Source organism: Rhodococcus sp. O3 (assembly GCF_048897285.1).
Lineage (GTDB): Bacteria > Actinomycetota > Actinomycetes > Mycobacteriales > Mycobacteriaceae > Rhodococcus.
The window spans coordinates 34,098-57,124 of sequence record NZ_JBMBTE010000012.1 but is presented as its reverse complement, the minus strand read 5'-3'; the positions used below and the strand labels follow the sequence as shown (position 1 = coordinate 57,124).

The window sequence follows — 23,027 nt, the reverse complement described above, 5'->3', positions numbered from 1 at the left end:
AACTGCGGCGTGATCCGGCGTCGCCGAAGAGTTGGGAGTGTGACACGTGGGAATGAGGCCCCCCTCAGGGGTACCCACCCTGTCCAAACGCAGCAAGGTTCTGCTGATCCTCGCGCTGGTGGTGGCGGCCTTGTTGTTGCTCGGTCCCCGGCTCGTCGACGCATACACCAATTGGCTGTGGTTCGGTGAGGTGGAGTACCGCGACGTGTACGTCAAGGTGCTGGTGACCCGCATAGTCCTGTTCGTGGTCGCCTCGCTCTTCGTCGGCGCCGTCGTGTGGCTTGCGATGCTGCTGGCCTATCGATCCCGGCCGGTGTTCGTGCCCACGGCCGGCCCCAACGACCCGGTCGCGCGGTACCGCACCACGGTGATGACCCGCATGCGCATGTTCGGGCTCGGCATCCCGATCGTGCTGGGTCTGCTGTCGGGCCTGGTCGCGCAGGCCAGCTGGGTCACCGTGCAGATGTTCTTCAACGGCGGCTCGTTCGGCACCGTGGATCCGCAGTTCGGCCTCGATGTCGGGTTCTACGCGTTCGACCTGCCGTTCTACCGGTTCCTGCTGAACTGGATGTTCGTCGCGGTGATCCTCGCGCTCATCGCGAACCTGGTCACCCACTACATCTTCGGCGGCATCCGGCTCGCCGGCCGCGGCGGCAACGTCAGCCGTGCCGCGCGGATCCAGCTCGCGGTACTCGCCGGTGTGTTCGTCGCGCTCAAGGCGATCGCGTACTGGCTGGACCGGTACACGCTGCTGTGGAGCGGCCGCAAGGAACCCACGTTCACCGGCCCTGGCTACACCGACATCCACGCGGTGCTGCCGGCGAAGCTCATCCTGCTGGCCATCGCGGTGATCTGTGCGATCGCCTTCTTCGCGGCGATCGTGCTGCGGGATCTGCGGATCCCGGCGCTGGCCACCGCGCTGCTGGTGCTCTCGTCGATCCTCGTCGGCGCGGTGTATCCGCTGGTCGTCGAGCAGTTCTCGGTGCGCCCGAACGCCGCGGACAAGGAATCCCCGTTCATCGAACGGAACATCGCCGCGACCCGCGAGGCGTACGGCATCACCGACGACAAGGTGGAGTACCGGGACTATCCCGGGGTCGGCACCGCGTCGCCGAGCGAGGTGCCCGCAGACCTGACGACCATCGCGAACACGCGCCTGCTCGACCCGAACGTGCTGCCGCGCACGTTCACCCAGCAGCAGCAGCTCAAGAACTTCTACGGGTTCCCGCAGTCGCTCGACATCGACCGGTACAGCGTGGAAGGGAAGGTCGAGGACTACATCGTCGCTGCCCGCGAGCTGTCCCCGTCGAGCCTGACCGGCAACCAGACCGACTGGATCAACCGCCACACCGTGTACACGCACGGCAACGGCCTGGTCGCCGCGCCGGCGAACCGGGTCAATGCGGCCGCCAGCGAATCGGCCGAGGAAGCCGCCAACAGCAACAGCGGCTACCCCGTGTACATGGTCAGCGACCTCGCCTCGCTCAAGTCCGACAGCCAGGTGATCCCCGTCGAGCAGCCGCGGATCTACTTCGGTGAGGTCATCGCGCAGGCGAATCCGGACTACGCGATCGTCGGTGCGGCCGGAGACTCCGGGCCGCGCGAGTACGACACCGACACCGACAAGTACACCTACGACGGGTCCGGTGGCGTCTCGATCGGGAACTGGTTCAACCGGCTCGCGTTCGCCGCGAAGTACGCCGAGCGCAACATCCTGTTCTCCGGCGCGATCGGCGAGGATTCGAAGATCCTGTTCAACCGAGACCCCCGCGACCGTGTCACCAAGGTCGCGCCGTGGCTGACCGCCGACGGCGACGCCTACCCGGCAGCGGTGAACGGCCGGATCGTGTGGATCGTCGACGCGTACACCACGCTCGACAACTATCCGTACGCGCAGCGCAGTTCCCTCGAGGGTCTCGTCGAGGACAGCATCGACCAGAACACCGGCCGGTTGCTGCCCCGCAAGGAGGTCTCGTACATCCGCAATTCGGTGAAGGCCACCGTCGACGCGTACGACGGAACGGTCACCCTGTACCAGGTCGACGATCAGGACCCGGTCCTGAAGGCGTGGATGGGCGTGTTCCCGAATGCGGTGACCCCGCAGGAGGCGATCACCGACGAGTTGCGCTCGCACTTCCGGTACCCGGAGGACCTGTTCAAGGTGCAGCGCGAGATGCTCGCGAAGTACCACGTGGACGACCCGCGTGAGTTCTTCACGAACAACGCGTTCTGGTCGGTGCCGTCGGATCCCACCGTGGAGACGAACGCCAACCAGCCGCCGTACTACGTGCTCGTCGGCGACGAGGAGACGGCTGCGCCGTCGTTCCGGCTGAGCTCGGCGATGGTCGGCTACAACCGGCAGTTCCTGTCGGCGTACATCTCGGTGGACGCCGACCCGAAGGACTACGGGAAGTTCACGATCCTGCAGTTGCCGACGGACACCCAGACGTTCGGTCCCGAGCAGACGCAGAACGCGATGATCTCCGATACCCGCGTGGCGTCGGAACGGACGCTGCTCGAGCGGTCGAACCGCATCCACTACGGCAACCTGCTGACCCTGCCGATCGCGGAGGGCGGCATCCTGTACGTCCAGCCGATGTACACCGAACGCAACTCGACCGGTGGCAGCACGTCGACGTTCCCGCAGCTGTCGCGGGTGCTCGTGAGCTATCGCGAACCGGGACAGGGCGGTGGCGTGCGCATCGGCTACGCCCCGACGCTGGCAGGCGCGCTGGATCAGGTGTTCGGTGGTGGCGTCGGCAATGCGGCCACCGCACCGGGCGGCGAATCGGCACCGACCGCACCGGCGGAGCCGGGCGCGAACGGTGAAACGGCGCAGGGGTCCGTGCCGCAGCCCGCACCGCAGCCGGCGGCACCGGCTCCGGTGCCCGCGGACCGGGCCGCCGCGGTGAACGAACTCGACGCCGCACTGAGCGAGCTGAGCAACGCGCAGCGCAGCGGTGACTTCGCGGCCTACGGCCGGGCCCTGGAACGGGTCCAGCGGGCGGTCGACGCCTACCAGGCGACCGGCGGCTGATCGGTAGATTCACGGACGACGAAGCCGGGCCCCGCACTCAGTGCGGGGCCCGGCTTCGTCGCGTTCGGTCAGCGGCCGGCGACGTCGATCAGCTGCTGGAACTGTGCGCCGAGACCGTTCTGCTCGGCGAGGACGCGCGCGGTGTCGATGGCCTGCTGGACCTGGTCGCCGGGCACGGGGACCTCGGGCGCGACCGGAGCAGCCGGGGCCGGCGCCGGGGCAGGGGCCTCGGGAGCGGGCGCGGGAGCGGACTCGGTGGTCAGGTACTGACCGCACACCGGCCACGCACCGGGACCCTGGGACTGCAGGGTGTTCTCGGCGACGCGGATCTGCTCTTCCTTCGAGGCGGTGTGCGGGCTGCCGGTGCCGCCGTTGGCGGTCCAGGTGCTCTGCGAGAACTGGAGGCCGCCGTAGTAGCCGTTGCCGGTGTTGATGGACCAGTTGCCGCCGCTCTCGCACTGGGCGACGCCGTCCCAGTTGTGGGTGGCCGCGGAGGCGGTGCCGGTGGCCAGGCCGACGGGGAGGGCGACGAGGGCGCCGGTGACGACGGCCATGCCGAGGCCGCGCTTGCTGAACAGAGTGGTCATGCGGGTGGATCCTCTCCGCGCTCGCTGACGGCGGCGGGCCCTGGCGTCCTCGTCGCACACCGGATTCGGCGTGGATCGGGAGCGGGCGCGTGTCGTGGCCGCGTCCCTGCCCCTCGAAGGATTCGTAGGCACCGGATCCTGCGGGGCAGGGTGTCAGCAGCGGCAGTCCGGTGTTGGCCCGGTGGTTTCGGGCCGGGACCGACCGTACAGAGCGGTCGCGTCGGGGTACACCCACCCGATTCGGCGGACGCGTGTCCAACTGGTGAGACCGTGGACCGTCATTTCCCCAGGTCGATGGTCGAAAATAACGGTCTACCACCCGTTCTGTTACATGCCCGTTATGTGAAATGAATCATGCATGAAATGTGACCCCCGTCACTTCTGTTCGTCTGCCGTTTCGGGTGGCGGACACCGATTTTCGGTCCGGCGGGCCGACGGGTGCCGTCGCCCGGAGGTGACGGTGCAGGCGATTTGCCTTCGGTTCGAACGCTCGTGTAACTTCGTTTCTGCAACGCGGGGTGGAGCAGCTCGGTAGCTCGCTGGGCTCATAACCCAGAGGTCGCAGGTTCAAATCCTGTCCCCGCTACCACCGGACGGCCGGCATCCGAATTCGGATGCCGGCCTTTCCTTTTGCCTGCGTCGAGGCACGGATCCCCCGCGTCCGCCCCCTTTTTTCCGAGCGAATGTACCGTTCGCTCGGTTGAAGGAGCTGAGCGATACATTCGTTCGGAGGGATGCGGTCAGACCTCCATGTCGACGAGCACGCGGCGGAGCAGCTTGCCCGTCGCGTTGCGGGGGAGTTCCTCGAGGAAGATCACGTCGCGGGGCACCTTGTAGCGCGCCAGGTTCGCCTTCACGTACGCCTTGATCTCCTCGGGGTCTCGGGCCGCTGTCGGTGTGGGGACCACGAACGCCCGCAGGCGGGCGCCGAAATCGGGATCCTCGACCCCGACGACCGCCGCGTCGAGCACGTCGTCTCGTTCGACCAGCAGGTTCTCCACCTCCAGCGGATACACGTTCTCCCCGCCGGAGATGATCATGTCGTCGTCGCGGCCGTCGACGAACAGGTAGCCGTCGGCGTCCCAGTGACCGACGTCGCCGGTCGAGAGCAGACCGCGGATGCGTTCCTTGTCGCGTCCGTCCGTGTAGCCCTCGAAACTCAACCCGCTGGCGGCGAAGATGCGCCCGGACACGCCGGGTTCGGTGAGGGGGTTACCTGCGTCGTCGAGGATCTCCACCCGGCAGGACAAGGGTGGGCGGCCGGCGGTTCCGGGCGCGCGCCGCAGGTCCTCGGGTGTTGCGACCGTCGCGACCGCGCACTCGGTCGACCCGTAGAGGTTGTGCAGGACGTCGCCGAACGCCTCGCGGGTGCGCCGACACAGGTCGGGGGACAGGGCCGACCCGGCAGCGAAGATGATCTTCAGGCTCGAGGTGTCGAATTCCGCGATCTTCCCGATGCCGAGGTCGAGGATCCGCTGCAGCATCGTGGGCACGACGACCAGCACGTTCGCGCGTTCGCCCTCGATGAGCCGCAGGGTCTCGAGCGGATCGAATCGACGCGTCATGATCACCGTCTGCCCCAGCCCCAGGGCCATCGCCATCTGGGAGACCCCGGTGCCGTGGAAGGCGGGCGCGGCCATGAGCATCCTCTGGCCGCGACGCAACGGAACCCGGTCGAGGAACTGCGCCGATGTGAACGGCGAGGTCCGACCGCGCGGCGCGCCCTTGGGGGTGCCGGTGGTACCGCTGGTGAGCAGGACGAATCCACCCGGTTCCGACGGTGCGGGGACCGGCGACCGATCGAACTTGTCGATCAGCGATTCGATGGCCGGCGCGCCGGGAACCGTCTCGTCCTGCCACGACAGGTAGGTGCGGGTGCCCGTGGGCAGGGCAGCGGCCGCGACGGCGAACTCGGAGTCGAACACGAACGTCTCGACGTTCTCGCGCGCCGCGATGTCGGCGAGCTGGCGGGGTGCGAGTCCGGTGTTCATCAGCACGAGGCGCGTGCCGAGCTTCGCGGATGCGAGCATCGTCAGGAGCAGGCCGCGATGGTTGCGCGCCATCACGCCCAGCGAAGTGCCGGGGCGGATGCCGTCGGCCTGCCAGGCTCGCACCAGCGCGTTGGACATGCCTTCGAGGTTCCGGTAGCTCACCGCGCCGCGTTCGTCGATGATCGCCACGGCTTCGAGGCCGTGCGCGACGTCGGCGTGCACCGGCCCGGCGAACGGTCCGTACTTGCGAACCGCAAGGAGCTTGGACACCGTGTGGTCGACCCGGGGAAACGGCAGCAACCCGGCGCGATGCATGATCACGAGCGATCCGACGGTGTCGGTGACCTTTCTGGCGAGATCCTGCGCCGACATACGACACCTCCTGTATCCGATGGATGTCCTCACATCGTGACGCACATCACATTCGTGGGGGTGTCTTTCTGCTCGGATGGCGCGCGAAGGGAAATGCCCGTGTCGGTGGTCGATGACAGGGTGGACGTGTGCTGGAGCTGACCGCCGACGCGGCCCGACGCGTCGTTCTCGCCGCCCAGGGTTTCGCGGACCGCCGCCCCGGCGGCCGCGCCACACGCCGCCACGTGCTGCGCGCGGTTCAGCGCACGTCGCTGCTTCAACTCGACTCGGTGTCGGTCGCCGTCCGCGCGCACTACATGCCGGTGTTCAGCCGGATCGGTGGTTACGACCGCGAACTCCTCGACGCCGCCGCCTGGAAGAACACGAGCCGGTCACCGCGCGCCCTCGTCGAATACTGGGCGCACGAGGCCGCGCTGATTCCCGTCGAGGACTGGCCGCTGATGCGGTGGCGCATGAACCGCTACTCCCACGGCCGCTGGGCAGGGGAACGACGTGTGGTGGAGCGGAATCCCACGCTGGGCAGGGATGTGCTCGACGTCGTCAGGGAGGTCGGTGCCGCCACCGCCGGTGACATCGAACGGCACCTGCGGATCACGCCGCAAGGCCGCGGCGGGCCGTGGTGGGGACGCACCGAGACGAAGGTGATCTGCGAGCAGCTCTTCGCCTCCGGCGCGTTGTCGGTCGACCGGCGGGTCGGCTTCACCCGGCACTACGACCTGGCGGAACGGGTCCTTCCCGGCGACGTGATCGGGGTGGAGATCGACGAGCGCGACGCGGTCCGCGAGCTCGTCCGGCGCTCGGCACGCTCGCTGGGGGTGGCCACCACCGCAGATCTGCGCGACTACTACCGGCTCTCGGTGGAGCAGAGCGCGGCGGCCGTGGCCGATCTCGTCGACGAGGGCGCGCTCGTGCCCGTGACCGTGCGCGGCTGGTCCGACCCAGCCTACCTGGATGCCGACGCCCGGATCCCGCGACGCGCGCACGGTACGGCGCTGCTCTGCCCGTTCGATCCGCTCGTCTTCTGCCGGCCGCGCACCGAGCGGCTCTTCGGCTTCCGGTACCGCATCGAGATCTACACGCCCGCCCACAAACGCGTACACGGTTACTACGTCTTCCCGTTCCTGCAGAACGGCGAGCTCGTGGGTCGGGTCGACCTCAAAGCCGACCGCGGAGCCGACGCCCTGCGCGTGCCGGGCGCGTTCGTCGAACCGGGCCGCGACACGGGGGAGGTCGCGGAATCACTCGCCGTCGAGTTGCGGGAGATGGCGACCTGGCTGGGGCTGTCCGATGTCGTGGTCGGGGACCGCGGAGACCTGGTGGCCGAGCTGGCGGCGCGCATCTGACCACGGCCCAGGTTTCGTGAGTGAACAGGACGGGCATCTGCATCGCATGACGCCCCAGGTCGGCACGACTTCGCCCACGGACTCGATCCGCTCGACGGTTGTCGCACTGAGTGCGGTCGTCGCGGTGCTCTGTTCGTTCCTCGGCTCGGGAGCGGTTGCCGGAACTCCGATCTCGGAGGCGGCGGGAGGAGCATTGTCGGCCGATGCGACGGCCGTCGCGCCCGGTGGCGCCGCCTTCTCGATCTGGACGCTCATCTATCTCGGGTTGATCGCGCTCGCGGTGTGGCAGGCGTTGCCGCAGCAGCGTGCGAACCCGCGTCAGCGACAGGCAAGATGGTGGATCGCCGCTTCGATGCTGCTCTACGCCGCATGGATCCTTGCCGTGCAGTTCGATCTGGTGTGGCTCAGCGTCGTGGTCATCACGGCGCTGCTCGGGGTTCTGGCGAGGGTTTTCGTGCTGCTCACGGCAACCCGGCCGGAGTCCAGGCTCGAAGCGGTGGTGGTCGACGGCACCATGTTCGTGTATCTGGGCTGGGTTGCGGTCGCGACGGTGGCGAACATCGCCGCCGCGTTGCAGGCCGACCGCCTCGACCCCCTGGATCTGGGAGCGAACGCGTGGGGAGTGATCGTCCTCGCGCTGGTGGCCGTGGTGTCGGTGTTCCTTGCCGTTGTCGGACGCGGGCGGCTCGCGGTCACGGCAGCGATCGTCTGGGGGCTGATGTGGATCGCGCTGGCCCGCATCGACTCCGACGGCTGGCAGTCCACCCCGGCCGCGGTGGCCGCGACCGTGGCCGCGGTCGTAGCGGCAGGGTCGGCTGTCGTCGTCCGGATTACGACGTCGCGAGCGGAATCGCGATTCTGACCACGGCAGCAACTTTCGCTCCCGCGGAACCTCGCCGGTAGGTTCCTCGGCATGCCCGAACAGCGCGACGAGAATCGACCGCACCCTCCCCACGGCTGGAGCCTTCCGAGCGACGACCCGGACCACTGGGATCGAGTGCGTGCCAACCTCGTTCTGGGGCAGCGATTGTCCGGAACCGTCACTCTGATCCCACGACTGGGCACGATCGGCATCTTCGTAGACCTCGGTCTGCCCGTCGGCGGATTCGTCGACGTACTGCTGCTTCCCGACGACACCGGCAGCTGGCCCGCCGAGGGGACCGTCACGGACTTCCTCGTGTGGTGGATGGACCCGGTGAGGCCTCAGATACGCCTGGTCCCCGCCGAATCCCGCTTCCGTCGTGAGGACTTCGACACCTGGTCCCTCACCCACGCCCCCACCGGCGACCCGCGGGTTCTCGAATCCTTCCGATTCGACCCGTGAGCCACTGGAGGTCGAGCGAAACCGGTCGGGCCACCGTGGCGCCCCGGACCGGTTTCTCGCGCCCGACCCGCTTACTTGAGTTCGGAGGACGACTTGCCGAGCAGGCGTCGCGCCACGATGAGCTGCTGAATCTGCTGGGTGCCCTCGAAGATGTCGAGAATCTTCGAGTCGCGTGCCCACTTCTCGAGCAGCGGCCGCTCCGAGTAGCCGTAGGTGCCGGCGAGTTCGACGGCCTTGAGCGACACCGCGGTCCCGGTGCGTCCGGCCTTCGCCTTCGAGATGGACGCCTCGAGCGAGTTCGGCTTCTTGTTGTCGGCCATCCACGTGGCGCGCAGCGCAAGCAGGTAGGACGCTTCCCAATCCGCCTCGAGCGCCAGGAATTCGGCGGCCGCGGCGTGCTGGTTGTTCGCCGGGATGTCGTACGACACCTCGACCCCGGCCTCGGACAGGATCGCGCGCAGTTCCTCGAGCACGGCCCGTCCCAGGCCGATCGCCATACCGGCGACGATCGGGCGGGTGTTGTCGAAGGTCTGCATGACGCCCGCGAAGCCCTGCTCGACGTTCACCTCGGGGGAACCGAGGATGTTGTCCTTGGGGATTCGGCAGTTCTGCAGAACCAGGACCGCGGTGTCGGATGCCCGGATGCCGAGCTTGTGCTCGAGCCGGGCGACGCTCAGTCCCGGTGCGTCGCGCGGCACCACGAACGACTTGATCGCCGCGCGACCCTTGGACCTGTCCACGCTGGCCCATACGACGACGTGCGTCGAACGCTCACCGGCGGTGACGAAGATCTTCTCGCCGTTGAGGACCCACTCGTCGCCGTCGAGAACGGCGGTGGTGGTCACGGCCGCCGAGTCGGAGCCGAAACTCGGTTCGGTGATCGCCATCGAGGCCCACACCTTGCCGAACCGTTCGAGCTGTTCGTCGGTGGCGACCGCGGCGATCGCCGAGTTGCCCAGGCCCTGGTAGGGGATGGACAAGGTCAGTCCGACATCGCCCCAGCAGGTTTCGATGACGTTGAGTAGACCGGCCATGTTGCCACCGTTGGCGTTGCCGCCCTTGGCGTCCTGCTTCTTCGCGTCGCGCCCGAGCGCGGCGCCGGCCGCGCCCTGCCCGGAGTCGTTGAGCCCCTCGACCATTGCGGCCATCGTGTCGAGCTCGACCGGGTAGACGTGCTCGGCGAGGTCGTACTTGCGGGAGACCGGGCGGAAGATCTGCGCGGCGACCTGATGGGCCTGATTCGCAGAGGCCTTGAGCTTCTTCGGAAGTTCGAGATTGATCATCTACAGATTCCTTGTTCGGGTCGGACCGCTCAGATGAGGACGATGCCCTCGGCGACGCCGACGGCACGCAGGTCGCGGTACCAGCGCTCGACGGGATGTTCCTTGGTGAAACCGTGGCCGCCGAGCAACTGCACGCCGTCGAGGCCGATCTGCATGCCCTTGTCGGTCGCGAGCTTGCGGGCCAGCGCGGCCTCGCGGCCGAACGACAGGCCCTGTTCCGCGCGGGAGGCGCCGCGCAGGGTGACGAGGCGGATGCCGTCGAGCTCGATCTTGATGTTGGCGACCATGAACGCCACCGCCTGGCGGTGGCTGATCGGCTCACCGAACGCCTGGCGCTCGTTGACGTAGGGGATCACGTAGTCGAGCACGGCCTGGCCGGTGCCCATCGCGAGCGAGGCCCAGCCCAGACGTGCCAGACGCACCGCGTCGGCGTACTGCTCGGCACGCAGATCCGCGGCGGCGGTGTCGAGCGACTCGGTTCCGTCCGAGCCGAGCAGCGCCGACTGCGGTACCGCGACGTCGTTCAGGTGCAGCCGGCCGAGGCCGGCGGCGCGCAGGCCCATGCTGGGATCGGCCTCGACGACGACGCCCTTGCTCTTGGCCTCGACGATGAACAGGGCCGGGCGGCCGTCGAGTTCGGCGGCGACGACGAAGAGTTCGGCGCTGCCCGCGGCCGGGACGAACGACTTGACGCCGTTGAGGCGGTAGCCGCTGGGGGAGCGCACGGCCTTGGTCTGCAGCGCGAACGGATCGAACAGGGCGCGCGGCTCGGCGATCACGACGGACGCCTGCGGCACGTCGTCGCTCGCGAATGCGGGCAGGTAGGTCTTCTGCTGCTCGTCGCTGCCCCACTGGGTGAGCGCGACGGCGACGCCGCTGGGCGCGAGGATCGGCAGCGCCAGGCCCATGTCGCCGTGCGCAAGTGCTTCGGCGACGAGTGCGTTGGTGACGGTGCCGCGCTCGGTGGCGGCGCCGTCGAACGCCTCGGGGACGTTGACGAGGGTGATGCCGAGCTCGGCGGCGCGGGCGAGCAGGTCGGCGGGCGCCGCTGCGGCCGCGTCGGCGTCGTGGGCCGCGGGCCGGAGGATCTCGGCCGCGAACTCTCGGACGGTCTCGGCGATCATCTGCTGATCGTCGGTGGGGGTCAGGTCGAAGAAGTCGCTCTTCTTCGGTGCGTCGAGGCGCTGCGGCGCACCACCGCCGGAGACTCGCTTGAACGCGCGTGTGGCGGCGCCGAGCGTCTTGAAGCCGGTCTTGGTGGACTGGTACGTGGCCCGGTCGATGGCCTGACGGAAGTTGTAGCGATCCGCCAGCTCCGAACCGGTGATCCGCGTGAGCACGCGCATCGCGGCGCCCATGACGTCCCGCTTCACCGGGTTCAGGCCGACCGCAGACGTATCGCGTCGGGGGGTCCGGGCCACACTGTCTTGCTTGCTCATGATCACCAGAAGTCTCTCGAGGGGATCGGACCCCACCAACCTTACTCCGGAGTAAGAAGAGTGTCTACTGCGGAGTAAGAAGCTTCCGGCGACCGCGCCGCCGCAGGTCAGTGAGCCGGGCGCAACCTCGCGAGCACGTCGTCGTGCAGGGCCGAATTGGTCGCGACGGCGCTGCCGCCGTGCGGGCCGTCCACGCCCTCGACGTTGGTGAACCGGCCCCCGGCCTCGCGGACCAGCACATCGAGCGCGGCCAGGTCCCACAGCGAGACCTCCGGCTCGAGCGCGATGTCCAGGGCACCCTCCGCGAGCAGGCAGTACGAGAAGAAGTCGCCGTACGCGCGGACCCGCCACACCTCGTCGGTCAGGGCGATGAACTCGTCGCGCAGGCCGCGGTCACGCCAGCCCGACAGGCTCGAGAAACTCAGCGACGCCGACTCCGTGCGGGTCACCTCCGACACCGCGATTCGGCGCGGCGCCCCGCCCTCGAAGGACGTCCACGCGCCCTGTCCCGCGACCGCCCACCACCGGCGGTTCAGGGCCGGTGCGCTGACCACTCCGACCACCGGCACGCCGTCGTCGAGCAGCGCGATCAGGCTGGCCCACACCGGCACCCCGCGCACGAAGTTCTTGGTTCCGTCGATCGGGTCCACCACCCACTGGCGGCCGGAGAACACCGCGTCGCCGCCGAACTCCTCGCCGAGCACCGCGTCCGCCGGCCGCTCGGCACCGAGCACCTCGCGGACCAGGCGCTCCACCGTGAGATCCGCGTCGGAGACCGGGGTCAGGTCCGGCTTGTCGCTCACCTTCAGGTCCAGCGCGCCGAAGCGGGCGCGGGTGACGGCGTCCGCCTCGTCGGCGATACGCAGGGCGAGGTCCAGGTCGGCGGTGAAGTCGGTGGTCATGCCCAGAACGCTAGCCGGTAACCTTGGCAATCGTGCATCCCGATGTTTCCGCAGACCTGGCCGAGCTCGCGACCACCCTCGAGACCGTGGAGACGGTCCTCGACGTGGAGGAGCTGCGCCGTCGAATCGACGAACTCGAGCACCAGGCCGCCGACCCCGAGCTGTGGAACGACCAGGAGCACGCGCAGCAGGTCACCAGCCAGCTCTCGCACGCCCAGGGCGAACTGCGTCGCGTCGAGGAGCTGCGCTCGCGGCTCGACGACCTGCCGGTGCTCTACGAGCTCGCCGAGGGCGAGGAGGGCGACGACCGCGCCGCTGCGCTCGCCGACGCCGACGCCGAACGCGCGGCACTGCGCGCCGACATCGAGGCGATGGAGGTGCGCACGCTGCTGTCCGGTGAGTACGACCAGCGCGACGCCCTCGTGAACATCCGGGCCGGTGCCGGTGGTGTCGACGCCGCCGACTGGGCCGAGATGCTCATGCGCATGTACATCCGCTGGGCGGACAAGCACGGCTACGCCGTCGAGGTCTACGACACGTCCTACGCGGAAGAAGCCGGCATCAAGTCGGCGACCTTCGCGATCAAGGCGCCCTACACGTACGGCACGCTGTCCGTCGAAATGGGCACCCACCGTCTCGTGCGCATCAGCCCCTTCGACAACCAGGGACGTCGCCAGACCTCGTTCGCCGAGGTCGAGGTCCTGCCGGTCGTGGAGACCACCGACCACATCGACATCGACGAGAACGACGTGCGCGTCGACGTGTACCGGTCGTCCGGTCCCGGTGGCCAGTCCGTCAACACCACCGACTCCGCGGTGCGCCTGACCCACATTCCCACCGGCATCGTCGTGACCTGCCAGAACGAGAAGTCGCAGCTGCAGAACAAGGTCTCGGCGATGCGCGTGCTGCAGGCCAAGCTGCTCGAACGCAAGCGTCAGGAGGAGCGCGCCGAGATGGACGCGCTCAAGGGCGACGGCGGCAGCTCGTGGGGTAACCAGATGCGCTCGTACGTGCTGCACCCGTACCAGATGGTCAAGGACCTGCGCACCGAGTACGAGGTCAACAATCCGTCGGCGGTGCTCGACGGTGAGATCGACGGATTCCTCGAAGAGGGCATCCGGTGGCGCATGCGCGAGAACCAGAACCAGTAACCGATCGTCCCGGTAACCGATCGACCCGGTACTTCACAGACCCCAGGGAGGACCCCCTCTGTTTCCCGGTAGAACGCTGCTCGACTGGCTGACCACCAACGGCCTGCTGATCGCCCTCACGGTGCTCGGCGCCGTCATCATCGCCCGGTTCGTGAGCTGGGGCGGGAACCGGATCACCAGGAACATCGACGAGAAGTACCAGGAGTCGGACGACCTGGTGCGGTCGGAGGCATCCAAGCACCGGCACTCGGTGGCCCAGGTCGTGCGGTGGGTCGTCATCACCTTCATCTACATCGTGGCGACGCTGAAGGTGTTCGACTACCTGCAGCTGCCGATCGGCAGTCTCGTCGCGCCGGCGACCGTGCTCGGTGCGGCGCTCGGCTTCGGCGCGCAGCGCATCGTGCAGGACATCCTCGCGGGATTCTTCATCATCACCGAACGCCAGTACGGGTTCGGCGACACCGTGCAGATCTCGGTCACCGGATCCTCGCAGGACGCGGTCGGCACCATCGAAAACGTCACGCTACGGGTGACGCGGCTGCGCAACTCGGCCGGTGAGGTGATCATCGTGCCCAACGGCCAGATCAACAAGGCGATCAACCTGTCCAAGGACTGGGCGCGGGCGGTCATCGACGTGCCGGTGCCGGTCACCGCGGACATCTCCGAGGTCAACGAGATCCTGCACGATGTGGGTGTGGCCGCCTACAAGGACGGGAAGCTGCGGGAACTGCTGCTCGACGAACCGAGCGTGATGGGTGTCGAGAGCCTCGAGGTCGACCAGGTCAGCATCCGGGTCGTCGCGCGGACCCTGCCCGGCAAGCAGTTCCAGGTGGGCCGCGCCCTGCGGGCACGCATCGCCGCCGCGCTGCGACGCAAGGGCATCACCGTGACACCGCAACTCGACACCGTGTCGGTCGTCAATCGGTCGGAGGAGGTGGACGCATGAGCGAGGCGAACAAGACCGGCGATCGAGCGAAGCCTGGAACCCCCGGCCCAGAGACCACCGTCAAGGCGACGACCGGCAAGGCGACGACCCCCGAGACCGCGGCCGGGAACGAGACTGCGGCCGGGAAGACGCGACCGCAGATCAAGATCCCCGCCAGGCTGTTCGGCGGCCGGATGCGCACCACGACCGTGGCGATGTGCGTGACCTGGCTCGGCCTGTGGATGCTCTACCTCTATCTCAACCAGGACGAGGAGCCGGCGGCCCCGGCGCAGCCGGGTGCGGTGGTGATCTCGGAGACGCCGTACGTGCCGTTCGTGGCGCCCGCCGAGACGCCCTCGACGACCGCGGAGACCACCGTGCCGTCGTCCACCACGCCGACGACCACCACGGACGCCCCCACGTCGGTGCCGCTCGTCCCGGGGACGTCGGTGACCACCACGGCACCCACGACGACGGAGACGCCGCGGTTCCGTCTGCCGGAAATCCCTGGCATACCTGGCCTCGAGGGCGGCAACTCCGGGGACACCACAACCGGTGACACCACAACCGACACCACCGAACCCACCGAAGCTCCCGGCCAGTAGGTCACCGTCCGGTAACAAACAGCTAGCATGGCGTCGTGATCCGCCTGGAGAATGTGTCCAAGTCGTACAAGACGTCCACCCGACCCGCTCTGGACAACGTCAGTGTCGAGATCGGCAAGGGCGAGTTCGTGTTCCTCATCGGACCGTCGGGCTCGGGCAAGTCGACGTTCCTGCGGCTGCTGCTCCGTGAGGAGACACCGACGTCCGGCGACGTCCACGTCGCGGACTTCCACGTCAACAAGCTCTCCGGGCGACGGGTGCCGAAGCTGCGGCAGTCCCTCGGCTGTGTCTTCCAGGACTTCCGGTTGCTGCAGCAGAAGACGGTCGCCGAGAACGTCGCGTTCGCCCTCGAAGTGATCGGCAAGCCCCGGTCCATCATCGAACGCACGGTGCCCGAGGTCCTCGACCTGGTCGGTCTCTCCGGCAAGGCGGACCGGCTGCCCGGCGAACTGTCCGGCGGCGAACAGCAGCGCGTCGCGATCGCGCGGGCGTTCGTGAACCGTCCGCTGGTGCTCATGGCCGACGAACCGACCGGCAACCTGGACCCCGACACCAGCCAGGACATCATGATGCTGCTCGAACGGATCAACCGCACCGGCACCACGGTCCTGATGGCCACCCACGACCACCACATCGTCGACTCCATGCGCCGGCGCGTCGTCGAACTCGACCTCGGCCGGGTGGTCCGCGACGAAGCGCGCGGCGTCTACGGCGTCGGCCGCTGACCGGCGCCGGCCCCCAGCTCTCGACCGCCCGGCAACCGAAGGACTTCCCACCCGATGCGAGCAAGCTTCCTGTTCAGCGAGGTCGTGACCGGCCTGCGCCGCAACCTCACCATGACCGTCGCGATGATCCTGACCACCGCGATCTCCCTCGGCCTGTTCGGTGCCGGTCTGCTCGTCGTGCAGATGGCCGACAAGACCCAGAGCATCTTCCTCGATCGGGTGGAGGTGCAGCTGTTCCTCACCGACGACGTCTCGACCCTCGACCCCGACTGCGAGCAGGACATCTGCCGCACCCTGCGCAGCGACCTGGAGAACACGCCCTCGGTGGTGTCGGTGCAGTACCTCAACCGTGAGGACGCCGTCGCCGACGCGACCGAACGCGTCTTCAAGGACCAGCCGGAGCTGGCGGAACTGGTCAGCGCGGAGAGCTTCCCGGCGTCGTTCAAGGTGAAGCTGTCGGACCCGGACCGGTTCGGCATCATCCAGGACGAGTTCGGATACCGGCCCGGCGTGGAGAGCGTGCTCAACCAGAAGGACCTCGTCGAGCGGTTGTTCAGCGTGCTCTCCGGTGTCCGCAACGCCGCGTTCGCGATCGCGGTGGTGCAGGCGATCGCCGCGATCCTGCTCATCGCGAACATGGTGCAGATCGCGGCGTTCACCCGCCGCACCGAGGTCGGCATCATGCGCCTGGTCGGCGCCACCCGCTGGTACACCCAGCTGCCGTTCCTGCTCGAAGCGGTCGTCGCCGCGGTGATCGGCGCGGTGCTCGCGATCGCGGCGTTGTTCACCGCGAAGAGCGCCTTCGTCGACGATGTGCTCGCCGACGTGTACGACGCCAACATCGTCGCCCGCATCTCCACCAGCGACGTGGTGCTCGTCTCGCCGATCCTCGTGATCGTCGGGGTCGGCATGGCCGCGATCACCGCGTACGTCACGCTGCGTCTGTACGTACGTGAATAACCGGTTGCCGGAGGTTCCTATGCTGGACGGTGTTCTGTTCGATCGCTCGTGGACCGGAAAGGCCTGCACGTGAAGGAGAAGGGCCGGAAGGTCATCGCGACCAACCGCAAGGCACGCCACAACTACACCATCCTCGACACCTACGAGGCGGGCATCGCCCTCGTCGGTACCGAGGTCAAGAGCCTGCGCGAGGGCAAGGCCTCGCTCGTCGACGCATTCGCGACCGTCGACGACGGCGAGGTGTGGCTGCGCGGACTGCACATCCCCGAGTACGGCCACGGCACGTGGACCAACCATGCCCCGCGTCGGACCCGCAAGCTGCTACTGCACCGCCGCGAGATCGACGCGCTCGTCGGCAAGTCCCGGGAAGGCAACCAGACGCTGGTGCCGTTGTCGATGTACTTCTCCGACGGCAAGGTCAAGGTCGAATTGGCCCTGGCGAAGGGCAAGCAGGACTACGACAAGCGTCAGGACATCGCGCGCCGCACCGCCGAGCGGGAGGTCACGCGTGAGCTCGGCCGCCGCGTGAAGGGAATGCGCCGCTGACTGCGGTCCTGCTGGCTCTGGTCGCCGCGGTCGGCTACGGCGTGAGCGATTTCGTCGGGGGTGTCGCCTCCCGGCGCATCGCGGCGCTGCGGTTCGTCGTCGCCTCGTACCCATTGTCGCTGCTGCTCGTGCTCGCGGTGGCCCCGCTGGTGGGTGGCGAGATCACCGGATCGTCCCTGGCGTGGGGCGCGGCCGCCGGACTCGCCGGCGGTGTCGCGATCTGGTGGTTCTACCAGGCGCTCGCCGAGGGGCCGATGTCCGTGGTGTCGCCGGTGACCGCGCTGCTCGTGGCGGGCATACCCGTGCTCGTCGGGCTCGTGCTGGGGGAGCGGCCGGGCCTGCTCGCCTATGCCGGTATCGCCCTCGCACTGCTCGCGGTGGTCCTGGTCAGCCGCGAATCCGACGAGGACGTCGGCGGCAGCGCGCATCCGCGGTTCACCGCTCGTGTGGCCTGGCTGACGTTCGCGTCCGGGCTCACCTTCGCCCTGATGTTCGTGGCGATGAATCAGGTCCCCGAGGGAACCGGGTTGTGGCCGCTGGCGATGGCGCGGCTGACGGCATCGATGGTGGTGGGCGCGGTCGCGCTGGGCGCCGGGATGCTGCTGCGGCCACCGCGGCAGCTGTGGCCGTTCATCGCCGGGGTGGCGGTGCTCGACGTCGTCGCCAATGCGGCGCTGATGTTCGCGTTCCAGCACGGCATGCTGTCGATGGTCAGCGTGATCGGCGCGCTCTATCCCGCGGCGACTGTGCTGCTGGCGACGACGGTCCTCGGTGAGCGCGTCGGCCCCGATCGGCGGATCGGCATGGTGCTGGCGGTCGCGGCGGTCGCGATGATCACATTCGCGAGCTGAACCTCGCTGCGCACTAGCTTCGCGTGGAGCCGGCACCGCGGCTGCTGGCTCGCAGGTGGATGCGTTCGCCCTGCTTGCCGAACAGCGTGAGCAGTTCGACGGGCCGGTCGTCGGCCGGGCCCAGCCAGTGCGGGATGCGGGTGTCGAATTCGGCGGCCTCCCCGGCCCTCATGGTGAGCTCGCGGTCGCCGAGGATCAGCCGCAGGCGCCCCGAGAGCACGTAGAACCACTCGAAACCCTCATGGGTGCGCGGCTCGGGGAGCGCGTCGTCGGGGGTGAGGATCACCTTGTAGGCCTGGAGGTTGCCGGGCTGCCTGGTCAGGGGGATGACCGTCATCGAACCGACCGTGCGCGGCCGGGCCGTCACCCGCGGATCCCCGACCTCCGGTCCGACCAGTTCGTCGAGCGTAACCCGGTAGGCAGTGGCGATGGGCAGCAGCAGGTCGAGCGTCGCCCGCCTGAGCCCCGACTCGAGCCGGGAGAGGGTACTCACGGAGATTCCGGTGTCGTCGGACAGATCCTGCAACGTGATGTCCCGGTCCTGGCGCAGTGCCTTCAAGCGCGGTCCGATCGCGGCGAGGCGGGCGGTGAGATCCATGCGTCCAGCATGCACTCCCGTTGCCGATACGGCAAAGAACATTGCCAGATTCGTGGGCCGCTGGGAGGCTGGGCGCATGGAATTCGACGTGATCGTCCTCGGCGGCGGCGCCGCCGGTCTCAACGCCGCACTCGTCCTCGCGCAGGCCCGCCGGTCGGTGCTGGTCCTCGACGACGGCACACCGCGCAACGCGCCTGCCGCGCACCTGCACGGCTACCTCGGATTCGACGGCCGCTCGCCGGCGGAACTGCTCGCGACGGGCCGCGACGAGGTCCGGCGCTACGGCGGCCGCATCGAACACACCCGGGTGCGCGGCGTCCGGGCCGGTGACGACGGCTTCGTCGTCGACCACGAGGGTGGCGCCGTCACCGCCCGGCGGCTGCTCGTGGCGACCGGACTCGCCGACGAACTGCCCGACATCCCCGGACTCGCGCAGCGGTGGGGCAGCACGGTCGTGCACTGCCCCTACTGCCACGGTTCGGAGGTACAGGGCCGGCCCATCGCGGTCCTGGCGAACACCCCGGACATGGCGGCCCACCAGGGGCTCCTTCTGCGGCAGTGGTCCGACGACGTGACGCTGGTACGCGGCTGGGACCGCACCGAGACCGATCTCACCGGTGAACAACCCGAACGGCTCGAGGCCCGCGGCGTGGTGGTCGTCGACGGCCCGGTGATCTCGGTCGCCGGAGGCGACGACGCCGTCGAGATCACCCTGGCCGACGGCCGGGTGCTCGAGCGGGCGAGGCTGTTCGTGGGCGGGGCGCTCGTGTTCACCCCGAGGGACGCGGTGCTGCGGCAGCTGGGATGTGCGCGGACCGACACCCCGGCCGGCAGTTTCGTGGCGGTCGACGCGCAGGGCGCCACGAGCGTTCCGGGTGTCCGGGCGGCCGGCAACGTCGTCGATCCGATGGCGAACCTGATCGTCAGCGCCGCGGCCGGCGCGAGCGTCGCCGCCGCGCTGAACATGGAGCTGGTCGAAGCCGACTGCCGGGAGGCACTCCAACTGCTGTGAGGCGTGAACTGTTGTGAGGCGCGTCATGTGAACGCGCCGAAAAATGGGAATGACAGCACCCGAATCGGACGTTATAGTCGGTAGTCCTGCGAGAGTCGCAGGTACGTACGGGGCTGAACGGTTTCGACTGCGTACGTTCAACTAGGGGAAGCGTGTCGGTGCAGGCAAGAGACCACCGTAAGCGTCATTGCAACCAATTAAGCGCCGAGTCTACTCAGCGCGAGTACGCCCTCGCTGCCTGATCAGCGATCGCGTCTCTGTCAGCCCGGGTTTGCTCTCGACCCGGATCCTGGCATCGACTAGGGAGCTCTACCGTTCGGCTCGGTCACGGAGTCGGACGGGACATCAAACAGTGACTGGGATTGTCATCTCGGCTTGTTCGCGAGACCGGGAGATCCAAGTAGAGGCATAGCGAACTGCACACGGAGAAGCCCTGGTGAGGCGGCGGAGGACCCGGGTTCGATTCCCGGCAGCTCCACCAAACCCCAGGTGAGGGACCGATTCCCGGTCTCTCACCTGGGGTATTTTTTCGTCCGGGGGAAGAACGGTCAGCACTCACCCGTCGCGGCGGCCCGGACTGCTTCGCGGTAGTTCTCCCGCTGATCCTCGGGGAGGCTCTCGCCGTTCATGGTCGCCGTGAGGAACTGCTCGGCCGCGGTCTCGACGTTGTATCCGGGGGTCTGCCGCAGGGTTTCGAACATCGGGAGGAGCTCGGCGCACATCGTGTCGGTGGTCTTCGGCGCTGCGGCGTCGCCGTCGATCGTCACCACGTTGCTTGCCGTGCCGTCGGCGTCGGCCGCAGGAGCCGAGCTCATCGAGGGGGTCGCGTCCGGCGTCGACGGTGCGGGATCCGGGTCGGAGGATCCGCAGGCGACGGCGAGAAGCAGCAGAGGGGCCAGGGCGAGTGCGCGAATTTTCACGCCCGGATCATGCCATTCGGTGCAGGACCTACGAAAAAGAGAAAAAGTGAGAAACGGGCGTAACGCTCGACCCGTGGTTGTCGATTCAACCGTCGTGGTCGTGGAGACGCGCCCCCGACACGCTCGACGCGGCCACCTTCGCGCCCCGCTTTTCCGACCCCTGTACCCGGAGAAGCGGGGCGCAACTTTTTTCGGTTCAGGGCACGAGGAACACCAACAGCAGCAGGGTGACGACCACCCCGAGCCCGATCGCGAGGGTGGCTCCGCCGGCTGCGCACTCTTCCGTGAACAGCGGGGTCTCCGAATCCCAATTCGCCTTGTCCATACATCCATGAAACGGGCCGGTCGGCCGGTTTCGCAGCGTTTTGACACTGGAACAGGCTTGTATTGAATTCATGGCCGTTCCAGAATGGAAGCATGCCGAAGTCGGAATCGTCGGCACCCCCGGCCTCACCGCGGCGGGCGTACAACTCGCCCCGCCGACGCGCGAACGCAGCGGACACCCGCCAGGCCGTGCTCGACGCGGCGGCGGAGTTGTTCGCCACGCGAGGCTGGTCCGCGACCGGCATGCGCGACATCGCACGCCGGGCCCGCGTGGCCGTCGAAACCGTCTATGCCACCGCAGGAACCAAGTCCGACCTGTTGTTGCGGGTGATCGACGTGGCGGTGGCGGGGGACGACCAACCGATCCCGGTAGCCGAGCGCCCCGAGTTCCTGGCACTGGGCGTCGGCACTCTCGCGGAACGCGCGGGGGCCGCCGCCGATCTGCTGACAGCCCAGTTCGGCCGGGTCGCCCTGCTCGAACGCACCTTCGCGCACGCTGCCGCCGCAGACCCCGATCTCGCCGCCCGGCAGCGCGCACTGCACGAGCGTCGCCGCGTCAATTTCCGGCAGGCGGCCGCACTCGTCCTCGGTCGGGACCCCGAACCCGACCTGGTCGACGGACTCTGGGCCGTCGCCAGCCCCGACGTCTACCTACTCCTCGTCGAGAACTCCGGGTGGACGCCGCAGCGATACCGCGACTGGATGGCCGACGCGATCCTCCGGCTGCTCGGGCCGGACCCGCGCACCGCCGTCGGCACCCCATCAAATCCCGATTGATCTTCTCGAACACCCGAACACCAGGCGAAGTCATGATCTCCGACCCCGCACGCCCTGCCGACACCCGGATCATGGGCATCGTCCACTCCGCGCTCCGACGCGACCTGCTCCGCACCCGCATGGTCCTGGAATCAGGACCGGTCCCCGGCGACCGCCGCGGCCCGCTCGCGGACCACCTCCTGTGGATGATGGACTTTCTGCGCCACCATCACGAAGGCGAGGACACCGCGCTCTACCCGCTCGTCGTCCGCCTGAATCCCGACGCCGCGGCGCTCGTGCACAGCATGGACGAGGACCACCGCAGGATCGAGCCCGCCATCACCGAACTCGAATCGGCGGCATCGCTTTTCACCTACACCGGCAGCGATGCGCAGGCGAGGCTGAGTGCCGCCCTGACGGCACTGACCGACGTGCTGCTACCACACCTCGAATGGGAAGAACTCGACATGATGCCGGTCGTGTCGGAGACCCTCACCGACGCGCAGTGGCGCACCTGGGACGAGGAAGCCAACATCGCCCCCAAGAGCATGTCGGCCCTGGGCAGGGAGGGCATCTGGCTCATCGACGGACTCCGCGACGAGGACCGCGACCACGTCGTCCACCTCGTGCCGGCGACCCCGCGGTTCATCCTGCTCCACGTCCTCGGCATCGCAAATCGCCGCCACTTCGCCGCGATCTGGGCCGGCACCGAGGCGGCGACCGTCCCGTCCCAGCCGATCACCCGCACCCCGGGACGACTGCCGTGAGCACGGCACGGATCCCGCGCAGCGGCAGCATCGACACCGTGGTGGACGCGACCCCCGAACCGGTCTGGGCGGTGCTCGCCGATGTCACCCGGATCGGCGAGTGGAGCAGCGAATGCCGCGGCGCCGACTGGCTGGACGGCGCCGTGGCCCCGAGGGTCGGAGCGAGGTTCCGCGGCCGCAATCGGGTCGGCACGATCCGCTGGAGCCGGGTGTGCACGGTCACCGAGGCCGCCGTGCCCCACACCTTCGCGTATCGGACCCGCGGCGCGATCACCCGAGACTCGACTGCCTGGACGTTCCGGCTGGAACCCATCGGGAACCGGACCCGCATCACGCTGTCCTACGAAGTGCTGGCGATGCCGAGGGCATTCGAACTGGTCATCGTCAATCTGCTCCCCGCACACCGTGACCGGTCCGGAGAGCTCGCCGCCGACCTGGCGCGCCTCGGCGAGGTTGTGCGGGCGATGCGCAGCATCCCAGCGGCACCAGCGCGCAGCGTCCCAGAGGCACCGACGCGCAGCGTCCCAGAGGCACCGACGCGCGACGTCCCAGCGCGCGATAGCCGGCCGGCGGGGTAACGTGCCTGATTTGTGCCCCTGTCCCGAATTC

23 protein-coding genes, 1 tRNA gene and 1 other RNA gene are annotated in these 23,027 nt (G+C 68.5%); 17 read left to right on the top strand and 8 right to left on the bottom strand.

The window, feature by feature from the left end; translation table 11 throughout:
• Positions 1 to 46: 46 nt before the first annotated feature.
• A complete protein-coding gene (locus ACN675_RS06315) occupies positions 47 to 3,037 on the top strand; it encodes a UPF0182 family protein (protein ID WP_420750039.1) in 2,991 nt (996 codons plus the stop codon).
• A 68-nt stretch (positions 3,038 to 3,105) separates the two neighbouring features.
• On the opposite strand, the gene ACN675_RS06310 is transcribed toward ACN675_RS06315, so the two are convergent.
• On the bottom strand, positions 3,106 to 3,624 hold the full coding sequence (locus tag ACN675_RS06310) for a transglycosylase family protein (RefSeq protein WP_420750038.1): 519 nt from the start codon (positions 3,622 to 3,624) through the stop codon (positions 3,106 to 3,108).
• Between the two features lie 512 nt (positions 3,625 to 4,136).
• Here ACN675_RS06310 and ACN675_RS06305 point away from each other — a divergent pair.
• Positions 4,137 to 4,213 (top strand) — tRNA-Met (locus ACN675_RS06305).
• Between the two features lie 151 nt (positions 4,214 to 4,364).
• Here ACN675_RS06305 and ACN675_RS06300 read toward each other — a convergent pair.
• On the bottom strand, positions 4,365 to 5,987 hold the full coding sequence (locus ACN675_RS06300; RefSeq protein ID WP_420750037.1) for an acyl-CoA synthetase: 1,623 nt from the start codon (positions 5,985 to 5,987) through the stop codon (positions 4,365 to 4,367).
• Positions 5,988 to 6,115: 128 nt separating this feature from the next.
• Here ACN675_RS06300 and ACN675_RS06295 point away from each other — a divergent pair, with 128 nt between their 5' ends.
• Genes ACN675_RS06295 through ACN675_RS06285 form a run of 3 tightly spaced genes read left to right on the top strand, consistent with a single transcriptional unit; the run spans position 6,116 to position 8,654 of the window.
• Positions 6,116 to 7,330, top strand: coding sequence for a winged helix-turn-helix domain-containing protein (locus ACN675_RS06295; protein ID WP_420750036.1), 1,215 nt, complete (start codon positions 6,116 to 6,118; stop codon positions 7,328 to 7,330).
• Positions 7,331 to 7,376: 46 nt separating this feature from the next.
• Positions 7,377 to 8,192: a TspO/MBR family protein gene (locus ACN675_RS06290; protein WP_420750061.1), complete on the top strand. Its 816-nt coding sequence runs from the start codon at positions 7,377 to 7,379 to the stop codon at positions 8,190 to 8,192.
• A 51-nt stretch (positions 8,193 to 8,243) separates the two neighbouring features.
• The gene (locus ACN675_RS06285; protein ID WP_420750035.1) at positions 8,244 to 8,654 is read left to right on the top strand and encodes a hypothetical protein; all 411 of its coding nucleotides are present in this window, start codon (positions 8,244 to 8,246) and stop codon (positions 8,652 to 8,654) included.
• Positions 8,655 to 8,725: 71 nt separating this feature from the next.
• Here ACN675_RS06285 and ACN675_RS06280 read toward each other — a convergent pair whose 3' ends face one another.
• The 3 genes from ACN675_RS06280 to hisN form a co-directional block, all read right to left on the bottom strand.
• Entirely contained in the window at positions 8,726 to 9,937 is a 1,212-nt protein-coding gene (locus tag ACN675_RS06280) for an acyl-CoA dehydrogenase family protein (protein ID WP_420750034.1), read from the bottom strand.
• Positions 9,938 to 9,966: 29 nt separating this feature from the next.
• Positions 9,967 to 11,382: an acyl-CoA dehydrogenase family protein gene (locus ACN675_RS06275; RefSeq protein WP_420750060.1), complete on the bottom strand. Its 1,416-nt coding sequence runs from the start codon at positions 11,380 to 11,382 to the stop codon at positions 9,967 to 9,969.
• Positions 11,383 to 11,483: 101 nt separating this feature from the next.
• A complete protein-coding gene (gene hisN / locus ACN675_RS06270; RefSeq protein ID WP_420750033.1) occupies positions 11,484 to 12,278 on the bottom strand; it encodes a histidinol-phosphatase in 795 nt (264 codons plus the stop codon).
• A 32-nt stretch (positions 12,279 to 12,310) separates the two neighbouring features.
• Here hisN and prfB point away from each other — a divergent pair, with 32 nt between their 5' ends.
• From prfB to ACN675_RS06235, 7 genes are all read left to right on the top strand, one after another.
• The gene (gene prfB / locus ACN675_RS06265) at positions 12,311 to 13,429 is read left to right on the top strand and encodes a peptide chain release factor 2 (protein ID WP_420750032.1); all 1,119 of its coding nucleotides are present in this window, start codon (positions 12,311 to 12,313) and stop codon (positions 13,427 to 13,429) included.
• An 88-nt stretch (positions 13,430 to 13,517) separates the two neighbouring features.
• Positions 13,518 to 14,375: a mechanosensitive ion channel family protein gene (locus ACN675_RS06260; RefSeq protein WP_420750059.1), complete on the top strand. Its 858-nt coding sequence runs from the start codon at positions 13,518 to 13,520 to the stop codon at positions 14,373 to 14,375.
• A complete protein-coding gene (locus tag ACN675_RS06255) occupies positions 14,372 to 14,959 on the top strand; it encodes a hypothetical protein (RefSeq protein ID WP_420750031.1) in 588 nt (195 codons plus the stop codon). The genes ACN675_RS06260 and ACN675_RS06255 overlap by 4 nt, the downstream gene beginning before the upstream one ends.
• 35 nt (positions 14,960 to 14,994) lie before the next feature.
• A complete protein-coding gene (ftsE, locus tag ACN675_RS06250; protein ID WP_197254341.1) occupies positions 14,995 to 15,684 on the top strand; it encodes a cell division ATP-binding protein FtsE in 690 nt (229 codons plus the stop codon).
• A gap of 54 nt (positions 15,685 to 15,738) precedes the next feature.
• A complete protein-coding gene (gene ftsX, locus ACN675_RS06245; RefSeq protein ID WP_420750030.1) occupies positions 15,739 to 16,644 on the top strand; it encodes a permease-like cell division protein FtsX in 906 nt (301 codons plus the stop codon).
• Positions 16,645 to 16,713: 69 nt separating this feature from the next.
• Positions 16,714 to 17,190 carry an SsrA-binding protein SmpB gene (gene smpB, locus ACN675_RS06240; protein WP_197254419.1) on the top strand — a complete coding sequence of 159 codons (477 nt, stop codon included), beginning with the start codon at positions 16,714 to 16,716 and terminating at the stop codon, positions 17,188 to 17,190.
• An 8-nt stretch (positions 17,191 to 17,198) separates the two neighbouring features.
• Entirely contained in the window at positions 17,199 to 18,041 is an 843-nt protein-coding gene (locus tag ACN675_RS06235; protein WP_420750058.1) for an EamA family transporter, read from the top strand.
• A 13-nt stretch (positions 18,042 to 18,054) separates the two neighbouring features.
• Here ACN675_RS06235 and ACN675_RS06230 read toward each other — a convergent pair whose 3' ends face one another.
• Positions 18,055 to 18,639 carry a helix-turn-helix domain-containing protein gene (locus ACN675_RS06230; protein ID WP_420750029.1) on the bottom strand — a complete coding sequence of 195 codons (585 nt, stop codon included), beginning with the start codon at positions 18,637 to 18,639 and terminating at the stop codon, positions 18,055 to 18,057.
• Between the two features lie 76 nt (positions 18,640 to 18,715).
• Between ACN675_RS06230 and ACN675_RS06225 the strand changes: the two genes are divergently transcribed.
• Both ACN675_RS06225 and ssrA read left to right on the top strand, forming a co-directional pair.
• Positions 18,716 to 19,651: an NAD(P)/FAD-dependent oxidoreductase gene (locus ACN675_RS06225; RefSeq protein ID WP_420750028.1), complete on the top strand. Its 936-nt coding sequence runs from the start codon at positions 18,716 to 18,718 to the stop codon at positions 19,649 to 19,651.
• Positions 19,652 to 19,760: 109 nt separating this feature from the next.
• Positions 19,761 to 20,132: a transfer-messenger RNA gene (gene ssrA, locus ACN675_RS06220) on the top strand.
• Between the two features lie 67 nt (positions 20,133 to 20,199).
• Here the strand turns inward: ssrA and ACN675_RS06215 are convergent.
• Both ACN675_RS06215 and ACN675_RS06210 read right to left on the bottom strand, forming a co-directional pair.
• Complete coding sequence (locus ACN675_RS06215; RefSeq protein ID WP_420750027.1) at positions 20,200 to 20,571, bottom strand: hypothetical protein; 372 nt, start codon at positions 20,569 to 20,571, stop codon at positions 20,200 to 20,202.
• Positions 20,572 to 20,767: 196 nt separating this feature from the next.
• The gene (locus ACN675_RS06210; RefSeq protein ID WP_269437665.1) at positions 20,768 to 20,896 is read right to left on the bottom strand and encodes a hypothetical protein; all 129 of its coding nucleotides are present in this window, start codon (positions 20,894 to 20,896) and stop codon (positions 20,768 to 20,770) included.
• A gap of 92 nt (positions 20,897 to 20,988) precedes the next feature.
• Between ACN675_RS06210 and ACN675_RS06205 the strand changes: the two genes are divergently transcribed.
• Genes ACN675_RS06205 through ACN675_RS06195 form a run of 3 tightly spaced genes read left to right on the top strand, consistent with a single transcriptional unit; the run spans position 20,989 to position 22,996 of the window.
• Positions 20,989 to 21,672, top strand: coding sequence for a TetR/AcrR family transcriptional regulator (locus tag ACN675_RS06205; protein WP_420750026.1), 684 nt, complete (start codon positions 20,989 to 20,991; stop codon positions 21,670 to 21,672).
• Between the two features lie 32 nt (positions 21,673 to 21,704).
• The gene (locus ACN675_RS06200; RefSeq protein WP_420750025.1) at positions 21,705 to 22,418 is read left to right on the top strand and encodes a hemerythrin domain-containing protein; all 714 of its coding nucleotides are present in this window, start codon (positions 21,705 to 21,707) and stop codon (positions 22,416 to 22,418) included.
• A complete protein-coding gene (locus ACN675_RS06195) occupies positions 22,415 to 22,996 on the top strand; it encodes an SRPBCC family protein (RefSeq protein ID WP_420750024.1) in 582 nt (193 codons plus the stop codon). The genes ACN675_RS06200 and ACN675_RS06195 overlap by 4 nt, the downstream gene beginning before the upstream one ends.
• The last annotated feature ends 31 nt before the right edge of the window (positions 22,997 to 23,027 follow it).

What these genes read in the sequence shown, in the direction of transcription:
- ACN675_RS06210 (WP_269437665.1), bottom strand. Translation starts at nt 20,896, where the DNA reads ATGGACAAGGCGAATTGGGATTCGGAGACCCCGCTGTTCACGGAAGAG.
- ACN675_RS06280 (WP_420750034.1), bottom strand. Translation starts at nt 9,937, where the DNA reads ATGATCAATCTCGAACTTCCGAAGAAGCTCAAGGCCTCTGCGAATCAG.
- ACN675_RS06200 (WP_420750025.1), top strand. Translation starts at nt 21,705, where the DNA reads ATGATCTCCGACCCCGCACGCCCTGCCGACACCCGGATCATGGGCATC.
- ACN675_RS06300 (WP_420750037.1), bottom strand. Translation starts at nt 5,987, where the DNA reads ATGTCGGCGCAGGATCTCGCCAGAAAGGTCACCGACACCGTCGGATCG.
- ACN675_RS06285 (WP_420750035.1), top strand. Translation starts at nt 8,244, where the DNA reads ATGCCCGAACAGCGCGACGAGAATCGACCGCACCCTCCCCACGGCTGG.
- ACN675_RS06290 (WP_420750061.1), top strand. Translation starts at nt 7,377, where the DNA reads ATGACGCCCCAGGTCGGCACGACTTCGCCCACGGACTCGATCCGCTCG.
- ACN675_RS06310 (WP_420750038.1), bottom strand. Translation starts at nt 3,624, where the DNA reads ATGACCACTCTGTTCAGCAAGCGCGGCCTCGGCATGGCCGTCGTCACC.
- ACN675_RS06205 (WP_420750026.1), top strand. Translation starts at nt 20,989, where the DNA reads ATGCCGAAGTCGGAATCGTCGGCACCCCCGGCCTCACCGCGGCGGGCG.
- ftsX (WP_420750030.1), top strand. Translation starts at nt 15,739, where the DNA reads ATGCGAGCAAGCTTCCTGTTCAGCGAGGTCGTGACCGGCCTGCGCCGC.
- ACN675_RS06225 (WP_420750028.1), top strand. Translation starts at nt 18,716, where the DNA reads ATGGAATTCGACGTGATCGTCCTCGGCGGCGGCGCCGCCGGTCTCAAC.
- ACN675_RS06230 (WP_420750029.1), bottom strand. Translation starts at nt 18,639, where the DNA reads ATGGATCTCACCGCCCGCCTCGCCGCGATCGGACCGCGCTTGAAGGCA.
- hisN (WP_420750033.1), bottom strand. Translation starts at nt 12,278, where the DNA reads ATGACCACCGACTTCACCGCCGACCTGGACCTCGCCCTGCGTATCGCC.
- ACN675_RS06255 (WP_420750031.1), top strand. Translation starts at nt 14,372, where the DNA reads ATGAGCGAGGCGAACAAGACCGGCGATCGAGCGAAGCCTGGAACCCCC.